This window comes from Bradyrhizobium forestalis, from assembly GCF_002795245.1.
Taxonomy (GTDB): Bacteria; Pseudomonadota; Alphaproteobacteria; order Rhizobiales; family Xanthobacteraceae; genus Bradyrhizobium; species Bradyrhizobium forestalis.
In genome coordinates, this window is sequence record NZ_PGVG01000051.1 from 25340 (window position 1) to 44318 (window position 18979).

Annotated in this window: 15 protein-coding genes; 11 read left to right on the plus strand and 4 right to left on the minus strand. The window is 65.6% G+C overall.

Annotated elements, in window-relative coordinates; translation table 11 throughout:
• Window position 1 precedes the first annotated feature (1 nt).
• Window positions 2–1228, minus strand: coding sequence for an ABC transporter substrate-binding protein (locus CVM73_RS34655; RefSeq protein WP_100236258.1), 1227 nt, complete (start codon window positions 1226–1228; stop codon window positions 2–4).
• A 134-nt stretch (window positions 1229–1362) separates the two neighbouring features.
• Window positions 1363–1725 carry a DUF1304 domain-containing protein gene (locus tag CVM73_RS34660; RefSeq protein WP_208639275.1) on the minus strand — a complete coding sequence of 121 codons (363 nt, stop codon included), beginning with the start codon at window positions 1723–1725 and terminating at the stop codon, window positions 1363–1365.
• A gap of 93 nt (window positions 1726–1818) precedes the next feature.
• Here CVM73_RS34660 and CVM73_RS34665 point away from each other — a divergent pair, with 93 nt between their 5' ends.
• A complete protein-coding gene (locus CVM73_RS34665) occupies window positions 1819–2349 on the plus strand; it encodes a methylated-DNA--[protein]-cysteine S-methyltransferase (RefSeq protein ID WP_100236259.1) in 531 nt (176 codons plus the stop codon).
• A gap of 163 nt (window positions 2350–2512) precedes the next feature.
• Here the strand turns inward: CVM73_RS34665 and CVM73_RS34670 are convergent, their stop codons facing one another.
• Window positions 2513–5302, minus strand: coding sequence for a [protein-PII] uridylyltransferase (locus CVM73_RS34670; protein ID WP_100236260.1), 2790 nt, complete (start codon window positions 5300–5302; stop codon window positions 2513–2515).
• Window positions 5303–5490: 188 nt separating this feature from the next.
• Between CVM73_RS34670 and CVM73_RS34675 the strand changes: the two genes are divergently transcribed.
• The 5 genes from CVM73_RS34675 to CVM73_RS34695 all read left to right on the plus strand — a co-directional run bounded on the left by CVM73_RS34675 (window position 5491) and on the right by CVM73_RS34695 (window position 9904).
• Complete coding sequence (locus tag CVM73_RS34675; RefSeq protein ID WP_100236261.1) at window positions 5491–6462, plus strand: aliphatic sulfonate ABC transporter substrate-binding protein; 972 nt, start codon at window positions 5491–5493, stop codon at window positions 6460–6462.
• A gap of 258 nt (window positions 6463–6720) precedes the next feature.
• Window positions 6721–7566, plus strand: coding sequence for an ABC transporter permease (locus CVM73_RS34680; protein WP_100236262.1), 846 nt, complete (start codon window positions 6721–6723; stop codon window positions 7564–7566).
• A 4-nt stretch (window positions 7567–7570) separates the two neighbouring features.
• Entirely contained in the window at window positions 7571–8356 is a 786-nt protein-coding gene (locus CVM73_RS34685) for an ABC transporter ATP-binding protein (protein WP_100236263.1), read from the plus strand.
• A gap of 54 nt (window positions 8357–8410) precedes the next feature.
• The gene (locus CVM73_RS34690; RefSeq protein ID WP_100236264.1) at window positions 8411–8920 is read left to right on the plus strand and encodes an OsmC family protein; all 510 of its coding nucleotides are present in this window, start codon (window positions 8411–8413) and stop codon (window positions 8918–8920) included.
• A 177-nt stretch (window positions 8921–9097) separates the two neighbouring features.
• Window positions 9098–9904, plus strand: coding sequence for a hypothetical protein (locus tag CVM73_RS34695; protein ID WP_100236265.1), 807 nt, complete (start codon window positions 9098–9100; stop codon window positions 9902–9904).
• A 25-nt stretch (window positions 9905–9929) separates the two neighbouring features.
• Here CVM73_RS34695 and mutS read toward each other — a convergent pair whose 3' ends face one another.
• Window positions 9930–12668, minus strand: coding sequence for a DNA mismatch repair protein MutS (gene mutS, locus CVM73_RS34700; protein WP_100236266.1), 2739 nt, complete (start codon window positions 12666–12668; stop codon window positions 9930–9932).
• 215 nt (window positions 12669–12883) lie between these two features.
• Between mutS and pcaF the strand changes: the two genes are divergently transcribed.
• From pcaF to CVM73_RS34725, 5 genes are all read left to right on the plus strand, one after another.
• The gene (gene pcaF, locus CVM73_RS34705; RefSeq protein WP_100236267.1) at window positions 12884–14092 is read left to right on the plus strand and encodes a 3-oxoadipyl-CoA thiolase; all 1209 of its coding nucleotides are present in this window, start codon (window positions 12884–12886) and stop codon (window positions 14090–14092) included.
• Between the two features lie 251 nt (window positions 14093–14343).
• Window positions 14344–15045 carry a protocatechuate 3,4-dioxygenase subunit beta gene (gene pcaH / locus CVM73_RS34710; RefSeq protein ID WP_100236268.1) on the plus strand — a complete coding sequence of 234 codons (702 nt, stop codon included), beginning with the start codon at window positions 14344–14346 and terminating at the stop codon, window positions 15043–15045.
• Window positions 15046–15648, plus strand: coding sequence for a protocatechuate 3,4-dioxygenase subunit alpha (gene pcaG / locus CVM73_RS34715; protein WP_100236269.1), 603 nt, complete (start codon window positions 15046–15048; stop codon window positions 15646–15648).
• Between the two features lie 263 nt (window positions 15649–15911).
• Window positions 15912–17600 (plus strand): methyl-accepting chemotaxis protein, encoded by a 1689-nt coding sequence (locus CVM73_RS34720; protein WP_100236270.1) that lies wholly within the window; start codon window positions 15912–15914, stop codon window positions 17598–17600.
• A 76-nt stretch (window positions 17601–17676) separates the two neighbouring features.
• The gene (locus CVM73_RS34725; RefSeq protein WP_100236271.1) at window positions 17677–18738 is read left to right on the plus strand and encodes a phosphotransferase family protein; all 1062 of its coding nucleotides are present in this window, start codon (window positions 17677–17679) and stop codon (window positions 18736–18738) included.
• Window positions 18739–18979: the final 241 nt, after the last annotated feature.

The window sequence follows — 18979 nt, forward strand, 5'->3', positions numbered from 1 at the left end:
GCTAACCCGACGGGCCCGTGTCCTCGATGATCGGTCCGAACAGCTCCCAGCGTTCGCCGTTGAACCTCATCATCTGCATCTGCTTGTTGACGCGATAGTCGTTCGGCCCGGTGGTGATCTTGAGGCCGGGCAGCGCCAGGCTCGGCGTGTAGCCCTTGATGTTGGCGACCTGCTTCATCACGTTCTCGCGCGTCAAATCGTCGCCGCATTGCTTCAGCACCTGCACCAGCAACTCGGCGACCGAATAGGCGTAGGTGTTGACGGTGTTGAGCTTGTCGCCCTCCGGGAAATACTTGTCCATGAAGGCGAAGAAGGCCTTCACGCCCGGATCGTCCTTCCACTGGGGATCGCCGGGATCCTTGCCGTAATTGGTCGAGATGATGCCTTTGGAGATGTCGAGGCCGGCCGGCTTCAGCGTCGCCGACACCGGGCTCGCATTGATGTCGAGGATGTGCACCGGGCTCCAGCCGAGATCGGCAAGCTTCTTGATCGCCTGCGCCGCGAATTTCGGCGTCGAGGCGTCGTAGAACAGATCAACCCCCATCGACTTCAGCTTGACCACCTGCGAGTCGACGGTCGGGTCGGTAACCTCGTAGGAGACCTCGCCGACGATCATGCTGGCGGCCTTGTTGCCGAGACCGCTCTTGAGGCCGGCCAGATAGTCGCGGCCCATGTCGTCGTTCTGGTAGAGCACGCCGATCTTGGCGTTGGGATGATTGGCGAGAATGTATTTTGCGTAGATCCGCCCCTCGGACACGTAATTGGGATTATAGGCGATGGTCCAGGGGAAGTTCTGCGGATCGTTGAAGCGCGCGGCGCCGGTCGAGGCGAGGAGCTGGGGGACTTTCTTGCCGTTGAGGTACTTCTGCACGGCGGCGTTCGCGGCCGTGCCGATCAGCTGGAAGGTGAACAGCACCTCGTCGCCTTCGACCAGCTTGCGCACCTGCTCTACCGTCTTCGGTGGCGAATAGGCGTCGTCATATTGGATCAGGTTGATCTTGCGGCCGTTGATGCCGCCCTGATCGTTGATCATCTTGAAATACGCGGCCTGGGTCTTGCCGATATTGGCATAGACGGAATAGGCGCCGGAAAACGGCACGGTCTGGCCGATCTTGATCTCGGTGTCGCTTGCGCCGGTGTCGTATTTCTTCTGGGCGAGGGCCTGGCTGGTCGAGACTGCGACGGCGAGCGCCGCCGTGGCAGCTATGAAGGCTCTGCGGTTGTTCATGTTGGGTCGTTCCTCCTGACGGAATTTTAGGCCGATGGTCTTTCTCCGTTGATTGCAACGGTCGCCATCGCTGCCGAAGATTGTGGAGGAAGGTTCGCCGCCGCGCAAGGATCGCGGCGCTGCGCCGTAGCGGCTCAGGCGAGAAACAGTGCAATCAGCGCCATCGCCGCCGGCAGCGCCTGCACGATCAGGATCCGCGTGCTGACGGTCGCCGCGCCATAGGCGCCGGCCACGATCACGCAGAGCAGGAAGAACACCTTGATCTGGAACGCGAAAGCCGGGTTGCCCTGGAGCAGGCCCCAGACCAGGCCGACAGCGAGGAAGCCGTTATAGAGGCCCTGATTGGCGGCCAGCACCTTCGTGATCGCGGCCTTGTCAGGCGTATTGCGAAATACTTTCAGGCCCAGCGGCTTGTCCCAGAGAAACATCTCCAGGACCAGGAAGAAGACGTGCAGCGCCGCAACCAGCGCCACCAGGACATTGGCGATCAGGATCAAGGTGAGCTCCCCCAAAGCGTCAGCTTTCGGGTGGACGTTAGCACGGCCGACATGGCAAGTGCGATGGGAGTGTTTCGATGCAATGGTGTCGCAATGGCCGGCCGATCAACCAAACCATCTGCAAGCTTCGGTCTCGACCGCCTGGCTACGCCGATCGGGATCGCGCTGCTCGTCACGGATACCGAGGGCGCGTTGCGTGCGCTCGACTGGGAGGACTACGAGCACCGCATGCGTGGGCTGTTGCGCCTGCATTATGGCGCGGTGGATCTGAGTAATCAGTCTGCGCCCGCGGGTATGCGGAGGGCATTGTCAGGATATTTCGAAGGCGAACTCGGTCAGCTCACGGACATCGCGTGGCGCACCGCCGGCACGCCGTTCCAGCAAAAGGTCTGGGTCGCGCTTGCGCAAATCCCCGCTGGCACAACGCTGAGCTACGGTGCACTCGCCGCAAAGATCGGCATGCCCAAAGCGATTCGCGCCGTTGGCCATGCCAACGGCTCCAACCCGATCAGCGTGGTGCTGCCGTGTCACCGCCTGATCGGCGCGGACGGTTCGCTGGTGAAGTACGGCGGCGGCCTCGAGCGCAAGCGCTGGCTGCTGCGGCACGAGGGCGTGGAGGTTTGAAAGAGGAAGCGCTCGCCAATCTCTCCGCTCGTCATTCCGGGGCGCGCGAAGCGCGAACCCGGAATCCATCTCTCCGCATCGCTGGCGCGAAATGGATTCCGGGTTCGCCGCTATCGCGGCGCCCCGGAATGACAAGTGGAGAGAGGTGCGCCGGCCGCGCGCCTCACGCCGCCGGCTGCACCGCCTTGTCGCCGGCCATCACATGGGTCAGCGCGCTCTTGATCGCGGCCTGCCGCGTCGGCGCGTTGATCTGCGCGCCCAGCAGGTCCGTGACATAGAACACGTCGCGCGCGCGCTCGCCGAAGGTTGCGACATGGGCTGAGGCGATGTTGAGATTGAGCTTGGAGATGGCCGTGGTCAGCTCGTAGAGCAGGCCGGGCCGGTCGAGGCCGGAGACCTCGATCACGGTGTAGCGGTCGGACCATTGGTTGTTGATGGTCACCTCCGGCTCGATCACGAACGGCTTCGCCTTGCTGCGTACGGTGCGCCGCGCCACGGCTTCGGGCAGGCGCAGCTTGCCCTCCAGCACGTCCTCGATCATCTCGCCGATGCGTGTGGCGCGCCTTCCTTCGTCCTCGTCGCGGTCGTATTCCCTGGAGATCGAGATCGTGTCGAGCGCGCGGCCGTCGGTCGTGGTGTAGATCTGGGCGTCCACGATGTTGGCGCCGGCCGAGGCGCAGGCGCCGGCGATGATCGACAGCAGCCAGGGATGGTCGGCGGCGAAGATCGTGAGCTCGGTGACGCCGCGCACCTCGTCGAAGCCGACGTTGATCGCGAGCTTGTGGCCGGCCTGCTCGCTGGAGCGGACGAAGCGGGCGTGGCGGATCTTGCGCGGCAGCTCGACCTTGAGCCAGTAGGCCGGATAATGCCGCCCGATATAGGCATCGAGCTCCTCCGCCGGCCATTCGGCGAAGGCCATGCGGAATTCAGCGTGTGCGGCGGCGAGGCGCTTGCCGCGGTCGACTTCCGAGAAGCCGCCGGTGAGCACCGGCTCGGTCTCGTAGTACAGCGAGCGCAAGAGCTGCGCCTTCCAGCCGTTCCAGACGCCGGGGCCGACGCCGCGGATGTCCGCAGTGGTCAGAATGGTCAGGAGCTTCATCTGCTCGACCGACTGCACCACGGCAGCGAAATTCTCGATGGTCTTGCGGTCGGAGAGGTCGCGCGACTGCGCGACCGTGGACATCGTCAGATGCTCCTCGATCAGCCAGGCCACGAGCTCGGTGTCGGCCGGGCTGAAGCCGAGTCGCGGGCAGAGCCGTCGCGCCACCTTCGCGCCGGCGATCGAGTGATCCTCAGGCCTGCCCTTGGCGACGTCGTGCAGCAGCGTTGCGATGTAGATCACCGCGCGGTGCTCGGGCCGGGTCTTGCGCATGAGGTCGCTGGCGAGCGCGAACTCCTCGATGCCGCCGCGCTCGATGTCCTGGAGGAAGCCGATGCAGCGGATCAGGTGCTCGTCGACGGTGTAGTGATGATACATGTTGAATTGCATCATCGAGACGATCTTGCCGAAGGCGCGGATGAAGTGGCCGAGCACGCCGGTCTCGTTCATTCGCCGCAGCACGATCTCCGCATTGTCGGAGGTCAGGATCTCCATGAACAGCCGGTTGGCCTCGGGGTTTTCGCGCAAGCCCGCGTTGACCAGGCCGAGCGAGCGCGTCACGTCGCGCATCGCATCCGGGTGGAAGGCGAGGTTGTTCTTCTGCGCGAGGCGGAAGATGCGGATCAAATTGACCGGGTCGTGCTTGAAGACGTCGGGCGCGGCGACGTTGATGCGGTTGTTGTCGACGATGAAGTCGTCGCTGTCAGGGACACGCCGCTTCACCGCGGTCGGTCGCAGCCGCGCCATCATCCGGCTCAGCACCGGGGCCGGCTTGGCCTGCTGGTCCTCGAGCTTGGCGCAGAGGATGGCGGTGAGGTTGCCGACCTCCTTGGCGACCAGGAAGTAGTGCTTCATGAAGCGCTCGACGTCCTGCATGCCGGGATGCGAGGTGTAGCCGAGCCGCACCGCGATCTCGCGCTGGAGGTCGAAGGAAAGGCGCTCTTCGGCACGGTTGCAATAGAAATGCAGATTGCAGCGTACCGACCAGAGGAAATCGGCGCAGCGGCGGAAGCTGCGATATTCCTGGGCGTCGAACACGCCGCGCCCGACCAGCTCGTGGGTATCGCGCACGCGGTAGACGTATTTGGCGATCCAGAACAGTGTGTGCAGGTCGCGCAAGGCTCCCTTGCCGTCCTTGACGTTGGGCTCGACCAGATAGCGCGATTGGCCGCCGCGGCGGTGCCGCTCCTCGCGCTCGGCGAGCTTTGCGGTGACGAATTCCGACGCGGTGCCCTGCACGACTTCCTTGTCGAAGCGCTCGACCAGCTCCTCATAAAGCGGCTTGTCGCCCGTGAGGAAGCGCGTCTCCAGGATCGCGGTGCGGATCGTCATGTCGCCGCGCGCCTGCCGGATCGATTCGTCGACCGAGCGCGTGGCGTGACCGACCTTCAACCCCATGTCCCAGAGGCAATAGAGGATCGCTTCGGCGACCTGCTCGCCCCAGGCGGTCTGCTTGTAGGGCAGGATGAAGAGCAGATCGATGTCCGATTCCGGCGCCATCAGGCCGCGGCCGTAGCCGCCGGTCGCCACGACCGCCATGCGTTCGGCGCCGCTCGGGATCGGCGAGCGGTAGAGATGGCGGGTCGCGGCCGAATACAGGATGCGGATGATCTCGTCCTGCACGTGGCACAGCCGCTCGGCGCAGCGGCGGCCGTGACGGTCCTTCAGGAGGATCGCCTGTGCGGCGGCGCGCGCCGCGATCAGTTCCGCCTTGAGCAATTGCGCCATCGCCGTGCGGAACGCGTCCTCGCGGCCCTCATGCTTTTCGGCGAGCGCATCGACCGCGGCGGTGATCCGCGCGGTGTCGAAGCGGTCATCCGTCTCTGGCTTCTTCTCAATCGCGACGCTGTCCATGTCTCACCGGATATAAGAGGCGAGAGGCGCTGTCACCCGCCATTCTCTGGCAATAGGCGTTCCATGCTGGAAAGCTGCGGGTTTGCGCAAATCTGTTCTCGGGCCGCGCGCTTTCGGGGGGCGGATTTTCTCGTTGACCTCAAGATATAACTCATTGAAAAACAACGAAGTTTTTCAGGAGGCCGAGCATGGCTGGGATTGCACGACGTATTCTTCTGGCGGGAGCTGCGGCGCTCGCATTGACGCCCGCGGCCAAGGCGGCGGACCCGCTCAAGGAAATCCGCATCGACTGGGCGACCTACAATCCGGTGTCGCTGGTCCTGAAGCAGAAGGGGCTCCTGGAGAAGGAGTTCGCCAAGGACGGTATCACGGTCACCTGGGTGCAGTCGGCCGGCTCCAACAAGGCGCTCGAATTCCTCAACGCCGGCTCGATCGATTTCGGCTCGACCGCGGGCTCGGCGGCGCTGGTCGCCCGCATCAACGGCAACCCGATCAAGTCGATCTATGTCTATTCGCGCCCTGAGTGGACCGCGCTGGTGACTGGCAAGGACTCCAGGATCGCCGGCGTTGCCGACCTCAAGGGCAAACGCGTCGCAGTCACGCGCGGCACCGATCCGCACATCTTCCTGGTGCGCGCGCTGCTTGGCGCAGGCCTCACCGAAAAGGACATCACGCCGGTGCTGCTGCAGCATGCCGATGGCAAGACCGCGCTGATCCGTGGCGACGTCGAGGCCTGGGCCGGGCTCGATCCCATGATGGCGCAGGCTGAGGTCGAGGAAGGCGCAAAGCTGTTCTATCGCAAGGCCGACGCCAACACCTGGGGCATTCTCAATGTGCGCGAGCAGTTCTTGAAGGACCATCCCGACATCGCTCGCCGCGTCCTCGCCGTTTATGAGGAAGCGCGCAAATATTCGCTGGCGAATTACGACGAGCTGAAGAAGACCTTCATCGCGGTGACGAAGCTGCCCGAGGCTGTCGTCGACAAGCAGCTCAAGGAGCGCACCGAGCTCACCCACAGCCGCATCGGCGCGCCCCAGCGCGAGTCGATTCTCGCCGCCGGCCTCGCGCTCCAGCAAGCCGGCGTCGTCGATGCCAAGGTCGACGTCAAGGCGACGCTGGAAGCCCTGATCGACGACCAGGTCCCGCTGCCGACGAATTGAGGTTGGTTTGTAGCCCGGATGGAGGCACGTTGCCGCAACAAACTCCGTTGTCGTCCCGGGCAAGCGTAAGCGCAGACCCGGGACCCATAACCACAGGGAGTGGTTTGGCGAAGATTGGCACTACCGGCTCCTGCAACAACGCAGGCCTGTGATTATGGGTCCCGGATCTGCGCGCGCTTAAGGCGCGCTTGTCCGGGACGACAGCGGAGATTGCCGCCCGCCCTTGCATTCCCTCTCTAGACGCGCTTCCTACCGGCCATGATCTCCGACGCGCGAGTCCTGCAACAATCCTCTGATGCGGCCGAAAGCGCCGCCGCGCCGTCGCGGCTGTCGCGCTATGCGCGGCCGATGCTGGGCGTGCTGCTGCCGCTGACGCTCGCGCTCGGCTGGGAACTCGTGGTGTGGCTCGGCTGGTCCAACGGACGGCTGGTGCCGCCGCCCTCGCGCATCTTCACCACGATCACTGACCTCGCCCGTTCCGGCGAGCTGGTCCGTCACATCACAGCGACGCTGTGGCGCGTCTCGCTCGGCTTCGCCTTCGGCGTGGTTGCGGGCACGCTGCTGGGCGCCATCTCCGGTTATTGGTCGCTGGCGCGTCGGCTGCTCGATCCGACCGTGCAGGCATTGCGCGCGATTCCCTCGCTCGCCTGGGTGCCGCTGTTCATCCTCTGGCTCGGCATTTTCGAGACCTCGAAGATCGCGCTGATTGCGGTCGGTGTGTTCTTCCCGGTCTATCTCGGCGTCATGGGTGCGATCCTCTCGGTCGATCGCAAGATCGTCGAGGTCGGGCGCACCTTTCGCCTCTCCGGGTTCGCCATGATCCGCCGCATCCTGTTGCCGGCGGTGCTGCCGGCCTATGTCGTGTCGCTGCGCGTCGGTCTTGGCCTCGGCTGGATGTTCGTGGTCGCAGCCGAATTGATCGGCGCCTCCGAAGGGCTCGGTTATCTCCTGCTCGACGGCCAGCAGCTCGGCAAGCCCGCGCAGATCCTGGCCGCCATCGTCATCTTCGCCATCCTCGGCAAGCTCACGGATTGGCTGATCGAGCTTGCCGCCGCGCCCTTCCTGCGCTGGCAGGACGCCTTCGGCCAGGCAAAGGGAGCTTGAGGCGATGCTGGCGCTCGACCGGGTCAGCAAGACCTATCCCAACGGCGTCGCGGCACTGGCGCGCTTCTCCGCCGAGATCAGGCAAGGCGAGATCATCGCCATCATCGGCGGCTCCGGCTGCGGCAAGTCAACATTGCTCCGCGCCATCGCCGGGCTCGATCGCGCCAGCTCCGGCACGGTGACGCTCGACAACGAGACGATCAGCTCGCCCCATGCCAAGATCGGCATCATCTTCCAGGAGCCGCGTCTGCTGCCTTGGCTCAGCGTCGCCGACAATATCGGCTTCGGCCTCGCCGACCTGCCCGCGGTTGAGCGGCGCGAGAAGGTGGCGCGTGCGCTCGACCGCGTTGGCCTCGCCGAGAAGGCGCAGGCCTGGCCGCGCGAGCTCTCCGGCGGGCAAGCGCAGCGCGTCGCGATCGCGCGGGCGCTGGTGCCGCAGCCGGAGGTGCTGCTGCTCGACGAGCCGTTCTCCGCGCTCGATGCTTTCACGCGCAGGGATCTCCAGGATCATCTGCTCGACCTCTGGGCCGACATGCGGCCGACGCTCATCCTCGTCACCCATGACGTCGACGAGGCCGTGGTGCTGGCCGACCGCGTGCTGGTGATGCGGCCGCGACCGGGGCGACTGTTCGACCAGATCGAGATCAATCTCGGCCGGCCGCGCGACCGCAATTCACCCCTGTTCGAGAATTTCAAGCGCAGCGTGCTGACGTCACTCGACCGTTCGCTCGACCGCAACGTGCCCGACCGTGACGCAACCCAGGGTCCCGGTCAGGCCATGTGGTGGTGACAATTTCTCTCCCAGCCGGTACATCGAGAGGCGAATTATCCGGGAGAGAACAAGATGGACGCCGCAGCACTGCGCCAGATGCAGGCCCCGATCAAGGAGCGCTACAAGACCGATCCCAAGGCCGCGCTGATCACGCTGAAGGCCAAGGGCTCCACCGATAGCGAAGGCATCGCCTGCAAGGTCGAGACCGGCCGCGCCATCGCGATGGCTGGTCTGCACCCCGCCACCGGCGGCTCCGGCCTCGAGCTCTGCTCCGGCGACATGCTGCTGGAGGCGCTGGTCGCCTGCGCCGGTGTCACGCTGAAGTCGGTCGCGACCGCGATCGAGGTGCCCTTGAAGACCGGCAATGTCTATGCCGAGGGCGATCTCGACTTCCGCGGCACGCTCGGCGTCGACAAGGAGACCCCGGTCGGCTTTGCCGAGATCCGCCTCCGCTTCGAGGTCGACACGGCCGCGCCGCAGGACAAGCTCGATCTCCTGCTCAAGCTCACCGAGCGCTATTGCGTGGTCTACCAGACCATCAAGAACGGCCCGAAGGTCTCGGTGTCGATGCAGCGGATGTGACTCTGTGTACCCTCCCCTGGAGGGGGAGGGTCGATCGCGCGTAGCGCGAGCGGGGTGGGGTGATCTCTCCACTCGGGCACCGTGTCCGTCGAGAGACTGTCACCCCACCCCGTCTCATATTTCGCTGCGCTCCATATGAGCCGACCCTCCCCCTCCAGGGGAGGGTAAGAAGCCAAGATGTCCCTCGACCTCCACTTCATCCTCTTCCTTCTCCTGCGCATGGCGATTGCGGCGGCGTTCGTCGTGACGGCCTCTGTTATCACCGAGCGCTCGGGGCCGGTGATCGGCGCGCTGGTGGCGACGCTGCCGATCTCGGCGGGGCCTTCCTATGTCTTCCTGGCGCTCGACCATGACGCCGCCTTCATCGCGCAGGGCGCGCTGTCGAGCCTTCCGGTCAACGCCGCGACGATTGTCCTCGGGCTCACCTATGTCGTGCTGGCGCAGCGGAACAATCTGCTTGTGAGTGCCGGCAGTGCGGTCGCGGTGTGGATCGTGCTGGCCTCCATCATCCGTCTGTTCGACTGGACCCTGGCGGCCGGGCTCGTTGTCAATTTGGTTGCCTTCGGAATCTGCATTCCGCTGCTCGCAAGATACCGCCATGTGAAAATGCCGCTGGTGACGCGCCGCTGGTACGATATTCCGTTCCGCGCCTCGCTGGTCGCAACCCTCGTCGCGATCGTGGTCTCGACCTCGGGCTGGGTCGGCCCGCGCGTCTCCGGCGTCATCGCGCTCTACCCGATCGTCTTCACCAGCATGATGGTGATCCTGCACCCGCGCATCGGCGGCCCGCCGACCGCCGCCGTGCTTGCCAACTCCGCCTGGGGCCTGCTCGGATTCGGCATGGCGATTGCGGTGCTGCATCTCGGCGCCGCAAACTTCGGCTCCGCAATCGGCCTCAGCATGGGGCTCGCCACCTGCATCGCCTGGAATCTGACGCTGTGGTGGAACGGGCGCAGGAAGCGGCTGGCGGCGGCGGCTTCGTAGCAACCTAATGGTTGCTACCGCACCGTCACTGCTTCGGCAGCCTGGCCTTCAGCGCATAGAGCGCATCGAGCGCCTCGCGCGGGGACATCTCGTCGGGGTGCAGCGCCTTCACCGCTTCCATCAGCAGCTCCGCTTCGCTCGGCGGCGCGGCTTCGGCGGCGGCGCGCGAGGGCATGGCGAACAGCGGCAGATCGTCCACCAAGGCTCGCGCCGTCTGGCCGCGATCCTGTGCCTCCAGCTTGGAGAGCACGGACTTCGCACGCGTGATTACGGCCGGTGGCAGGCCGGCGAGCTTCGCCACCTGGATGCCGTAGGAGCGGTCCGCCGAGCCCGGCAGCACCTCGTGCAGGAACACGACGTTGCCCTGCCATTCCTTCACCCGCACCGTGGCGTTGAACATGCGCGGCAGTTTTGCCGAGAGCGCGGTCAGCTCGTGATAGTGCGTCGCGAACAGCGTGCGGCAGCGGTTGCTCTCGTGCAGATGCTCGATCGCGGCCCAGGCGATCGAGAGGCCGTCGAAGGTCGCGGTGCCGCGGCCGATCTCGTCGAGAATGACGAGCGCGCGCTCGCCGGCCTGGTTCAGGATTGCCGCGGTCTCGACCATCTCCACCATGAACGTGGAGCGGCCGCGGGCGAGATCGTCGGCGGCACCGACGCGCGAGAAAAGGCGATCGATGATGCCGATCCGCGCGCGCGTCGCCGGCACGAAGCTGCCGATCTGCGCCAGCAGCGCAATCAGTGCGTTCTGCCGCAGGAAGGTCGATTTACCGGCCATATTGGGTCCGGTGAGCAGCCAGAGCTGGCCGGATTTTTGTGCGGGGCTAGGTGAGAGATCGCAGGCATTGGCGATGAACGGCTCGCCATTGCGCTTGAGAGCCTGCTCGACCACGGGATGACGTCCGGCTTCGATCGCGAAGGCAAGCGATGAGTCCACCTCAGGCCGCACATAGTTCTCGTCGATCGCAAGCTTGGCGAGCGACGTCGCGACATCGAGCAGCGCAAAGCCTTGCGCCGCGGCACGCAGATCGTCGCTGATCTCGAGCGCCTTGGCGCAGAGCCGCTCGAAGATCTCGAGCTCGAGGCCAAGTGCGCGGTCACCGGCATTGGCGATCTTGGCTTCGATCTCGCCGAGCTCGGAGGTGGTGAAGCGCACCTGGCCCGCCAGCGTCTGACGGTGGATGAAGGTCGCGTTCAACGGCGCCGACATCAGCTTGTCGCCGTGCTGCGCGGTGACCTCGACGAAATAGCCGAGCACGTTGTTGTGGCGGATCTTGAGAGCCTTCACGCCGGTATCGTCGGCGTAGCGCGCCTGCATCGAGGCGACCACCAGGCGCGAGGCGTCACGCAGGGTGCGGGCCTCGTCCAGCGCGGGCTCGTAGCCGGCACGAACGAAGCCGCCGTCGCGCTTGATCAGCGGCAATTGCTCGTCGAGCGCGCTGGCAAATTCGGCGGCGAGCGCGCGCGACGGTCGCTTCAGCGCCGCCATCACGGCAGCAATCTCCTGCGGCGGCTGGTCCAGCTCGCCGAGCCGTGCCAGCACCTGGTCGGCGGCGATGATGCCGTCGCGCAGGCCCGCGAGGTCGCGCGGTCCGCCGCGGCCAACCGAGAGACGGGCGAGCGCGCGCGACATGTCGGGCGCACCGCGCAGAATGCTGCGGATGTCCTCGCGCGCGGCGGAATCGGCAACGAAGGCGCCGACGGCATCGAGCCGTCGCGCGATCGCTGGCGCATCGGTCAGCGGCGCGGCCAGACGCTGCGCGAGCAGACGCGAGCCCGCCGAGGTCACCGTGCAGTCGATGGCGTCGAGCAGCGAGCCGCGGCGCTCGCCGGCGAGCGTTCGCGTCAGCTCGAGATTGGCACGCGTGGCGGGATCGATCGCCATGGTCGCGCCCGAGGCCTCGCGCGCGGGCGGCGACAGCGGCGGGTGCTTGCCGACCTGGGTGCGGTCGACATAGGTGACGGCGGCGGCCGCGGCGGTGGCCTCCAAGCGGGTGAGCTGGGAGAGCCCGTCCATGGTCGCGACCGCAAAGTAGTCACACAGCCGCTTCTCGGCGGTGGCGCCGTCGAAGACGTCGCGGGTCAGCGGCGTCACCGCCGGCAGCTCGCGCAAGGTCTGGCCGAGCTCGTTGTCGTTGTAGAGCGCGTCGGTGACGATGGCCTCGTTCGGGTTGATGCGCGCCAGCGTCGCGGCGAGCTCGCCGTTAGAGCATTCGGTGACCATGAATTCGGCGGTCGAGATGTCGATCCAGGCGAGGCCGAAGCGGTCGCCGCCGGCTGAGGAGCGGGCGCGCGCGATCGCCAACAGGTAGTTGTTGGCACGCGCATCGAGCAGCGTGTCCTCGGTCAGCGTACCGGGCGTGACCAGCCGCACCACGCCGCGGCGCACCACGCTCTTGTTGCCGCGCGCTTTGGCCGCGGCGGGATCTTCGGTCTGCTCGCAGACCGCGACGCGGTGGCCGGCGGATATCAGGCGATGCAGATAATCCTCGGAGCGCTCGACCGGCACGCCGCACATCGGGATATCGGCGCCCTGATGCTTGCCGCGCTTGGTCAAGACGATGCCGAGCGTCCTGGAGGCGATCTCGGCGTCCTCGAAGAACAGCTCGTAAAAGTCGCCCATCCGGTAGAACAGCAGCAGGCCCTGATGCGCCGCCTTGATCTCCAGGTACTGTTCCATCATCGGCGTGACGCGCGTGGCAACTTCCGCCTGCGGCGCGGGCACATCGTCGGGGGGCGGTACGGGGATCGGTTGTTGTACTGTCATGGGCAGCGCAACCTACAAAATTTCGCCCGATGGTCCTATCGCTTTGGCCGGCGAGGGGAGGTTTTCCACGTTGTCCGCACCGCGGCATGCGCTAGCGGCGTGCGGGCCCTTCGGAACACGCAAGAAACCGTCAATTGACCTGCCGCGGGCGCCCTCCTAAAACTCCGCCGACATTGAAGAATTTGGCCGGACCGCGGCATTCAGGGAGAACAACGATGCGTGACGTCTTTATCTGCGATGCCGTGCGGACCCCGATCGGCCGCTTCGGCGGCTCGCTCGCCAAGGTGCGCGCCGACGATCTCGCCGCAGCCCCGATCAAGGCGCTGATGGCCAAGCATCCCAATCTCGATTGGGCGCAGGTCGACGAGGTGTTCTTCGGTTGCGCCAACCAGGCCGGCGAGGACAACCGCAACGTCGCACGCATGGCGCTGCTGTTGGCGGGCCTTCCGGACTCGGTTCCCGGCCAGACCCTGAACCGGCTCTGCGCCTCGGGCCTCGATGCAGTCGGCGCCGCGGGCCGCGCCATTCGCTCCGGCGAGATCGAGCTTGCGATCGCCGGCGGTGTCGAATCGATGACTCGCGCGCCATTCGTGATGGGCAAGGCGCAGGAAGCCTTCTCCCGTTCCGCCGAGATCTTCGACACCACCATCGGCTGGCGCTTCATCAATCCGCTGCTCAAGGCGCAGTACGGCGTCGACGCGATGCCGGAGACCGGCGAGAACGTCGCCGAGGAATTCCAGGTCTCGCGCGCCGACCAGGACGCCTTCGCCATCCGCTCGCAGCAGCGCGCCGGTGCGGCGATCGCGGCGGGTTATTTCGCCGAAGAAATCACGCCGATCACCATTCCCGGCGGCAAGGCCGGTCCGATCACCGTCGACAAGGACGAGCATCCGCGTCCCGAGACCACGCTGGAAGGTTTGGCAAAACTGAAGCCGATCGTGCGCAATCCCGGCACCGTCACCGCCGGCAACGCCTCCGGCGTCAATGACGGCGCCGCCGCCATGATCCTGGCCTCGGAGCTAGCTGTGAAGAAGCACGGCCTGACGCCCCGCGCCCGCATCCTCGGCCTTGCCTCGGCCGGCGTGCCGCCGCGGATCATGGGTATTGGTCCCGTGCCGGCGACCCGCAAGCTGATGGAGCGGCTCGGCAAGAAGATCAGCGATTTCGACCTGATCGAGCTGAACGAAGCCTTCGCCTCGCAGGGCATCGCCTGCATGCGTCAGCTCGGCGTCGCCGACGACGCCGACTTCGTCAATCCGCATGGCGGCGCCATCGCACTTGGCCATCCCCTCGGCATGAGCGGTGCGCGTCTCGTGCTCACCGCCGTGCACGGCATGGAGAAGCGCGGCGGCAAGCTCGCGCTCGCCACCATGTGCGTCGGCGTCGGCCAGGGCGTCGCGGTCGCGATCGAGAAGCTGAATTGATGGTCTCTCCTCTCCCTTTCCCCGCTTGCGGGGAGAGGGCAGGGGTGAGGGGCTTCTCTCCGCGCATGAGACGGTCGTGGGACCTGTACCCCCTCACCCGGATCGCAAGGGCGATCCGACCTCTCCCCGCAAGCGGGGCGAGGTGAAGAACCGGAAGCTCCGAAACCCGCTTCCCCAAATTAGTTATATCCTATAATGATTGGCGGAAGCGTTGACCGGCCGGACCACAATGGCCGGGGAGGAGTTCGCCAATGACATTCATCTATCCTGTCGACAGCAACAAGGCGCATCCGCTGCCGCTGTCGCCCGACTACAAGAGCTCGATCAAGCGTGCGCCGAACAAGCCCTTGATCCCGATGCGCCATACGTTGTCGGAGCTGACCGGCCCGGTCTACGGCCACGAGACCGTGCGCGAGGGTGACAACGACCTCACCACCCAGCACGCGGGCGAGCCGATCGGCGAGCGCATCATCGTGCACGGCCATGTGCGCGACGAGGACGGCCGCGGCGTGCCGAACTCGTTGATCGAGATCTGGCAGGCCAATTCCTGCGGCCGCTATGTTCACGTCCGTGATCAGCATCCGGCGCCGCTCGATCCGAATTTCACCGGTGCGGGCCGCACCGTGAGCGATGCTTCCGGCTACTACCGCTTCGTCACCATCAAGCCGGGCGCCTATCCCTGGGGCAATCATCACAATGCCTGGCGGCCCGCGCACATCCATCTGTCGGTGTTCGGCTATTCCTTCGTCACGCGCCTCGTGACGCAGATGTATTTCCCGAACGATCCCTTGTTCCCGTTCGACCCGATCTTCAATTCGGTTCCGGACGAGAAGGCGCGGGCGCGGATGGTCTCCTCGTTTGATCTCGAGAACACCAAACCCGAATGGGCGCTGTGCTACCGCTTTGACATCGTGCTGCGCGGCAAGAACGCCACCCCCATGGAGAACCATTAAGTGCAAGAGTCTGTGAAGCCCAACGGGATCACCCCATCGCAGACGGTCGGTCCGTTCTTCAAATACGGCCTGACGCCGAACGGCGAGTACGCCTGGAACGACGCGTTCACCAACTCGACGCTGACGCCTGATGTCACGGGCGACCGCATCCGCATCGAGGGCCGCGTGTTCGACGGCGACGGCGTTGCCGTGCCGGATTGCATGCTGGAGATCTGGCAGGCGGATGCGCAAGGACGTTTCGCCGACCCGCAGGACAAGCGCGCGCTACCGAATGCGAGCTTCCGCGGCTTCGCCCGCTGTGGCACCGACAAGGACGGCAACTACGCCTTCGAGACCATCAAGCCGGGCGCGGTGCCGGATCCCGACGGCAAGCCGCAGGCGCCCCATATCCTGCTTGCGGTGTTCGGCCGCGGCATGCTGCGGCATCTCTACACCCGCATCTATTTCAGCGACGAGGCCGGCAACGCCGCCGATCCCGTGCTGGCGCTGGTGCCGGGCGACCGCCGCGCCACGCTGACCGCGGTGCGCGAGGCCGGCAAGCCGGTCTACCGGCTCGACCTGCGGCTCCAGGGCGACGACGAGACGGTGTTCTTCGAGATGTGAGACAAGCGCGCCGGTGACCCCAGCTCGCCGGCGCCCCGTTCCTCGTCCAGCGCAATCGCCGCGGGGTGCTGCCTTGCATCAGGCTCGATGCGTCTCTTTGCTCGCCTGTGCGTCAGTCCCACTGACCCAAAAACCGATTTGAGAGACGGCCAGTTCCAGTAGTTTTGCGGAGCCTTTCTTCCGGGACTTTCCCGGGCTGCAATCCCGTATTTACCACATTGATCTAGGCTCCTCGCGGTTTCAGCGGCGCCCTGGATTATTTCATGAAGATTCGCCTTTCGTTGTCCTCCGCTATCATTGCGTTCGGGATCGTTCTTGCCATTGGCTTTACTGCGGTCGTTTCCACCAGCCTTTACGCCCTCAAGGAGCTCAAGGTCGGCGGCCCGCTCTATTCCGACATCAAGCTCGGCAACGACCTCATCGCCGACATCCTGCCGCCGCCCGAATACGTCATCGAGGCCTATCTCGAAGCCACCCTCGCCATGCGTGAGCCGGACCAGCTGGCGGCCCATGGTGAACGCCTGGTCCAGCTCCGTAAGGATTACGACGAGCGCAAGGCATACTGGGTCTCCTCCAGCCTCTCGCCAGATCTGAAGACCGCGCTGGTGTCGAAGTCCGATGCCGAGGTGCAGAAATTCTGGAAGGCGTCCGAACAGCTCCTGCCGGCCCTCAAGGCCAAGGACGCGGCGGCTTCCGAGCGCGCCTACGCGCAGCTCAAGGAGGCCTATACCGCGCATCGCGCGGTCATCGACAGCATCGTCGACAGCGCCAACAAGCAGAATGCCGCCATGGAGAAGCTGGCCGCGGACCGCGACAGCTCCATTCTCTATATTCTCCTCGGCGTCTCCGCCGCCGTCCTGGCCTTCATTGCCGCTGGTCTGCTCGGTGTTGCCCTCGGCGTGGTGCGTCCGATCGTGCGCATGACCGACACGATGCAGAAGCTCGCGACCGGCGATCTCGCCGCCGACATTCCCTTCGCGCACCGCCAGGACGAGGTCGGCTCGATGGCGGGGGCGCTTCTGGTGTTCAAGCAGGCGGCGGTCGAGAATTCCCGTCTGCGCGAGGAACAGTTGCGACAGGAGCAGGAGGCGTCGCTTGCCAAGCGCTCCGCCCTGCACCAGATGGCCGAAACCGTCGAGCGCGAGACCGGCCGCTCGGTGGATACCGCGACCTCTGCGACGCAAGGCGTCGAACGGGCCGCCTCCGGCCTGTCGGAGATCGCGAAATCGCTCTCGGCGCAGTCGCAGGCGGTCGCGGCGGCCTCTATGCAGGCCCTCGGCAGCTCGCAGTCCGTATCGGCCGCGGCCGAAGAACTGAGCGCCTCGATCCGCGAGATCGCAAGCCAGGTCGCGCGGACCAGCACCGTCACCAAATCGGCAGTTGCCGGCCGCGAGCAGGCGCGCTCGACCATTCAGGCGCTGGCCGGATCGGTGAAGAAGATCGCCGAGGTCTCCGACCTCATCGGCGGCATCGCGGGCCAGACCAACCTTTTGGCGCTCAACGCGACGATCGAGGCGGCGCGGGCCGGCGAAGCCGGCCGCGGCTTCGCGGTGGTTGCCGCCGAAGTGAAATCCCTGTCCGACCAGACCGCCAAATCCACCGAGGAGATCGGGCGGCTCATTGCCGAGATCCAGACCTCGACGCAGGCCGCGGTCGACGCCGTCGAGGCCATGGGTGGCCACATCGTCGAGATCGACGGCGTGGCGACCTCGGTCGCCGCCGCGATGGAAGAGCAGGATGCCGCGACGCGGGAGATCGCGCGGTCGATTTCCGAATCAGCCTCTGCGGCGAAGGAGGTCTCGGCCAAGATCGGCAATGTCAGCCGCGATGCCGCCTCGGTCAACGAGCGCGCCGCGGACGTGAGGCAGGCGATCGCCGGGATGGCGGCCAATCTCGAACAGCTGCGGTCGGTCGTCGTGCGGACTGTGCGCGACTCGACCGCGGCAGCCTGAGCCCGGCGGCAACTCGGCCGCTGGTGCCCGGGAGCGTGATCGTGCAGTATGGCGCGGGACAGGGGCATCGTGGTTTATGACATCTCCACAATTGCCGGCGGTCGTTGAGCCCGCCCGACTGACGGCCGCGCTGCGCAGGGGCGGCGTGCTCGACGCCGGTGCCGTGCGCGAGGTGAAGGTGCTGCACCAGCGCGACACCGTCGTGTCACATATCGTCCGGCTTGGCCTGCGCTATGTCGGGGAAGCCGCCGGCGCCCCGCAATCGCTGATCCTCAAGATGGCGCATGCTGCCTTTGCGGGGACGCTTGCTGATCGCGGCCGGCACGAGGTGACCTTTTACACACAGCTCTCGCCTAACATGCCGGGACTCGTGCCGCGCTGCTTCGATGGGCATTTCGACGAGGAGAGCGGGGCCTGGCATCTCTTGCTCGAAGACCTAACAAACAGCCATGAAATTGCGACCGTGCCGACGCTGCCGCCGTCGCGCGATCAGGCTGTAGCCATCGTCACGACACTGGCGCGCATGCATGCGGTGTGGTGGGATCATGCTGGCCTCGGCGAAACCATCGGTACCTGGGCGAGCACCGAGGACAGCGCTGCGCGCATGGAGACCTTCGCCGGTCATTACGATCGCCTTGCGGATCAGCTTGGCGACCGCCTCAGCGAGGAGCGGCGCATCCTCTACCGTCGGCTCATCGAACAGTCGGCCCGGTTATCGCAGCGCTACCACTCGCGCCGCCATGTCACGATTGCCCATGGCGACGCCCATACTTGGAATTTCCTGTTGCCGCGCGCCGGTGTAGCGGACACCGTGCGCATCTTCGATTTCGATCTGTGGAGCATCAATGTGCCCACTAGCGATCTTGCCTACATGATGGCGCTGCAGTGGTATCCCGAGCGTCGGCAGGCGCTCGAGCGGGCGCTGCTCAATCGCTACCACGAGACGCTGCTCGCACACGGCGTGACAGGCTACACGCGCGGTGCGCTCGATCAGGACTATCGCTGGTCGGTTCTCTGGCACATCACCAAGCCGGTCTGGCAATGGAGCATCAACCTCCCGCCGGGCATCTGGTGGAACAATCTGGAGCGGGTGATGATGGCGGTCGAGGATCTCGGCTGCGAGGAGTTGTTGGGGTAGGCGGCGCGCCACAATTTCGGTGCCGTCCCTGCGAACGCAGGGACCCATAACCACAAGGAGAGGTCGTCGCGCGAGCTGCTAACTCCGAGTCTTCGCCAAACTCCTCCCTGTGGTTGATGGTGTGGACGGCCCCCTACGGCATCATTTGTGCCAGAATGAGGTTGTCACACACTCATTCACAGGAGCCGTCCGTGAGCCAGATTATCCGCATTGGGATGGATACGTCGAAGCATATTTTCCA